Origin of the sequence: Burkholderia sp. E168m23 (assembly GCF_016586125.1) — a bacterium.
Lineage (GTDB): Bacteria > Pseudomonadota > Gammaproteobacteria > Burkholderiales > Burkholderiaceae > Burkholderia > Burkholderia orbicola.
Genome location: NZ_BCPP01000661.1, coordinates 1 through 4,141, shown reverse-complemented (window position 1 = coordinate 4,141; position 4,141 = coordinate 1). Strand labels below are relative to the sequence as shown.

Here is a 4,141-nt window from a genome sequence, read left to right as displayed (position 1 = left end):
CCACCGTCGACGATGACGACGGTCTGTCCGTGCAGCGCCTGCATGAATGGCAGTGAGCGGGCCAAGCCGGCCACGCGTCGAGTGGGAGTGTCAGGGTCTGGGAACATTGGCGTTCGAAAGGATGAAGGGGATACCTGTCGTTGCGCGACGCTCGATCAAACAGTGCGTTGCATGAGTCGGCGAATCTCGTCGGGCGTTTGTGCGTCGCGTGACGCTTGCCGGATCGCGCGTTCGCTGAACCATCGCGCGGCGTCGGCGAGCAGTTCGAGGTGTGCACGGTCGTCCGCGTGCGGCAGCACCAGCACGACGAATTCGCGCACGGGCTTGCGGTCGGGCGCGTTGAACGTGAACGGGTATCGCGCGCGGACGAACAGCGCGACAGCCGAACCGATCCCGTCGACGCGCGCATGCGGAATCGCGACGCCCTGGCCGAGGCCGGTCGAGCCGAGTTGTTCGCGCTTGATCAGTTCGGCCCGGATCCGTTCCGCGGATACGCCGCTGTCGCGTGCGACATGGTGAGCGACGAGGTCGAACAACTGGATCGCACTTTCCACCGGTACGTCGAGCAGGATATTGTCCGGCGGACAGGCGTCGGCGAGCGCGGTCGCGAACGGCGTGCCACCGCGTTGCTGAGGGCGGTCGGATTGGCCGTCGACGGCGGCCTGATGCGTTTGCATGCGGATCTCTCCGTGTCGGGATGACAGGGGAATCCTAGACAAACCCGCGTAAAGACGGTGTCAGATACGCGGGGGCCGGGCATTAAAATCTCGTATCGAGCGCCGATGCCGCCGCGCGCGATACGGACGCCCTCAGGTTCCCGACAGCACGAACGGCAGCGTCGTCAGCAGAAACACTGAAATGCCGACGACCGGCGCGCCGAATGCGATTGCCGCGAACGCCATGATGGCGCTCGCCAGCACGAGCGTTCTCGACACCCGGCGGTGTCGGCCGTGCGCCGTCGTCCGGTCCTCGCGCAGAGCATGGGTTCGCGCGCCGATCACGTGTTTCCAGAACGTCAAGCCCAGCATCATTCCATTGCTCCTGTATGAAAGACGATCGAGACGGGGCGCGCGCGGCTTCGGAAGCGAGAATCCCCGTGAATAAAATCAGTGATGCAAAATAAATGGATCGGATCGGCAGACCGATGTCGTGCCGTTACGCGGAACGTGTCGCACGCATTGCGATGTGCGATGCGGGACGACCGAATCGACGTCGTGTTCAAGCATGCACGGGAAGGACCACGGCGCGCACCGTCCGCCTGTCGGCGGGACGGTGGCTCGGGAAGGAGACGCAGGCGTCCGGCCTGTCAGGCGGAGAAGCAACCCGGAGGACGAGGACTTCGGATGCGCATGGCGCGTGCTCGGTAGTGGATGGCGAATCCATTCTAGCGAACGGATGCGCGGGCGCAAGTAAAAAGGTCGTAAAGGTGCGTGAATCCGGTTACGCACGCGCCGGAGACGGGGGGCGTCGGGCCGGTATGGCCGGTGAGCGTTCGAGACGGACGAGTACGCCGCGAATCAACGTCCGGCCAGCATCCGCCCACCCACTGCCATCAGCAACAGTCCGGCGGCCGTATCGAGCGCGGCCTTGCGCCGGACCAGCAACCGGCGCACCGACGGACGCGACGCGAGCAGCGCCATCGTGCAATACCACGCAGCCGGGGTCGCGACCGACAGCACGACGACCGACAGATCGAGCCACGCCGGCGCATGGGCCGGCGCCCTCAGCGCGAAGATACTGCCGTAGAATGCGACGGACTTCGGGTTCGTCATGCTGGCGACGTAGCCTTTTCTCGCCGCGCGCCAGCCGGACGTCGCGGCCGGCGCGGCAATCGGCCCGCCGGCAATCGTATTGCGTCGCGCCAAAGTACACAACGCGTGACGACTTCCATCGCCACGCGTTGCACGATCCTACTCAACCGCACGCACGCCGGCGAACCGGCGCGCACGCTGCTGCGTCGTCAGAAATCGAACCCCGGCCCGCCCGCACCCGGGCCGCCCGGTGCGGCGGCCGGCGCCGCATCCTTCGGCGCTTCGTACACGGTCGCATCGGTCGTCAGCAGCAGCCCGGCCACCGACGCCGCGTTCTGCAGCGCGGTGCGCGTGACCTTGGTCGGATCGAGCACGCCCGATTCGACGAGATCGCCGTACTCGCCCGTCTGCGCGTTGTAGCCGAAATTGCCCGTGCCTTCCGCGACCTTCGCGACGACGACGCTCGCTTCCTCGCCCGCATTGGTGACGATCTGGCGCAGCGGTTCCTCGAGCGCGCGCAGCACGATCTTGATGCCCGCGTCCTGATCGGCGTTCGCACCCTTCAGTTCGCGGATCGCCTGCCGCACGCGAATCAGTGCGACGCCGCCGCCCGGCACGATGCCTTCCTCGACGGCCGCGCGCGTGGCGTGCAGCGCGTCGTCGACGCGGTCCTTCTTCTCCTTCACCTCGATTTCGGTCGCGCCGCCGACCTTGATCACCGCCACGCCGCCCGCGAGCTTCGCGACGCGTTCCTGCAGCTTCTCGCGATCGTAGTCGGACGTGGCCTCTTCGATCTGCACGCGGATCTGCTTCACGCGCGCTTCGATGTTCTTCGCATCGCCCGCGCCGTCGATCACCGTGGTGTTTTCCTTGCCGACCTCGATGCGCTTCGCCTGGCCCAGTTCGGCCAGCGTGGTCTTCTCGAGCGTCAGGCCCGTTTCCTCGGCGATCACCTGGCCGCCGGTGAGGATCGCGATGTCCTCGAGCAGCGCCTTGCGGCGATCGCCGAAGCCCGGCGCCTTGACCGCGACCGTCTTCAGGATGCCGCGGATGTTGTTCACGACGAGTGTCGCGAGCGCTTCGCCTTCGACGTCTTCCGCGATGATCAGCAGCGGCCGGCCCGACTTGGCGACCTGTTCGAGCACCGGCAGCAAGTCGCGGATGTTCGAGATCTTCTTGTCGTGCAGCAGGATGTACGGGCTTTCGATCTCGGCGATCTGCTTGTCCGGATTGTTGATGAAATACGGCGACAGGTAGCCGCGATCGAATTGCAGCCCTTCGACGACGTCGAGCTCGTCGGCGAGCGACTTGCCGTCCTCGACCGTGATCACGCCTTCCTTGCCGACGCGGTCGATCGCTTCCGCGATGCGCTGGCCGATCGACTCCTCGCCGTTCGCGGAGATCGTCGCGACCTGCGCGATTTCCTTGCTCGTGGTGGTCGGCTTGCTGATCTTCTTCAATTCCTCGACGGCCGACGCGACGGCCTTGTCGATGCCGCGCTTCAGGTCGAGCGGATTGAGCCCGGCCGCCACGTATTTCTGGCCTTCACGGACGATCGCCTGCGCGAGCACGGTGGCCGTGGTCGTGCCGTCGCCGGCTGCGTCGCTGGTGCGCGACGCGACTTCCTTCACGAGTTGCGCGCCGATGTTCTGCAGCTTGTCCGCGAGTTCGATTTCCTTCGCGACCGACACGCCGTCCTTCGTGACGACGGGCGCGCCGAAGCTGCGTTCGAGCACGACGTTGCGGCCTTTCGGGCCGAGCGTGACCTTCACCGCGTTCGCGAGGATGTTCACGCCTTCGGTCAGCTTCGACCGTGCGATGTCGCTGAAAAGAATTTCCTTGGCTGCCATGATTGCGCTCCGTTATTGATTGACGACCGCGACGATGTCTTCTTCGCGCAGCACGAGAAACTCGTTGCCGTCCACCTTGACGGCTTGCCCCGCGTACTTGCCGAACAGCACGCGTTCGCCGACCTGCAGATCGGGCACGATGCGCTGGCCGTCCGTGTCCTTGCGGCCGGGGCCGACGGCGATCACTTCGCCCTGGTCGGGCTTTTCGGCGGCGCTGTCGGGGATCACGATGCCCGACGCGGTGGTGGTTTCCTGATCGAGTCGCTTCACGATCACGCGATCGTGCAAGGGGCGTAGGCTCATTTTTTCGTCCTGTCCTGTTCTGTCGAAATTGGCTGGCACTCTTTAACAGAGAGTGCTGACGAGTATAAAAATGCGCGGCGGCGCGATCCAATAACGGATTTGCACAAGCATTCGCGCCGTCGTGCAAAGCGGGTGGGCCCGTTATTGCGACACGGCGGGCTGCGGGACCGGCGAACAGACCGGGCGGATCGTCTCGCCGGCCAGCACGCGCTTCACGAACGGAATCGAATCGGCGAG

General features: G+C 65.4%; 4 protein-coding genes and 1 pseudogene. All 5 read right to left on the bottom strand.

The genetic code is table 11. The features are described 5' to 3' along the window. Nucleotides 1-155: 155 nt before the first annotated feature. The 5 genes and pseudogenes from JMF90_RS26920 to JMF90_RS26900 all read right to left on the bottom strand — a co-directional run bounded on the left by JMF90_RS26920 (nucleotide 156) and on the right by JMF90_RS26900 (nucleotide 3,904). Nucleotides 156-677, bottom strand: coding sequence for a PTS sugar transporter subunit IIA (locus JMF90_RS26920; protein WP_011694560.1), 522 nt, complete (start codon nucleotides 675-677; stop codon nucleotides 156-158). 132 nt (nucleotides 678-809) lie between these two features. After that, nucleotides 810-1,001: a hypothetical protein gene (locus JMF90_RS26915; protein WP_236598044.1), complete on the bottom strand. Its 192-nt coding sequence runs from the start codon at nucleotides 999-1,001 to the stop codon at nucleotides 810-812. A gap of 516 nt (nucleotides 1,002-1,517) precedes the next feature. Further along, nucleotides 1,518-1,835, bottom strand: a pseudogene (locus JMF90_RS26910) (LysE family translocator); the annotation flags it as partial. A 125-nt stretch (nucleotides 1,836-1,960) separates the two neighbouring features. Beyond that, nucleotides 1,961-3,601 (bottom strand): chaperonin GroEL, encoded by a 1,641-nt coding sequence (gene groL / locus JMF90_RS26905; RefSeq protein ID WP_011694563.1) that lies wholly within the window; start codon nucleotides 3,599-3,601, stop codon nucleotides 1,961-1,963. 12 nt (nucleotides 3,602-3,613) lie between these two features. Next, complete coding sequence (locus tag JMF90_RS26900) at nucleotides 3,614-3,904, bottom strand: co-chaperone GroES (RefSeq protein WP_011694564.1); 291 nt, start codon at nucleotides 3,902-3,904, stop codon at nucleotides 3,614-3,616. Nucleotides 3,905-4,141 lie beyond the last annotated feature (237 nt).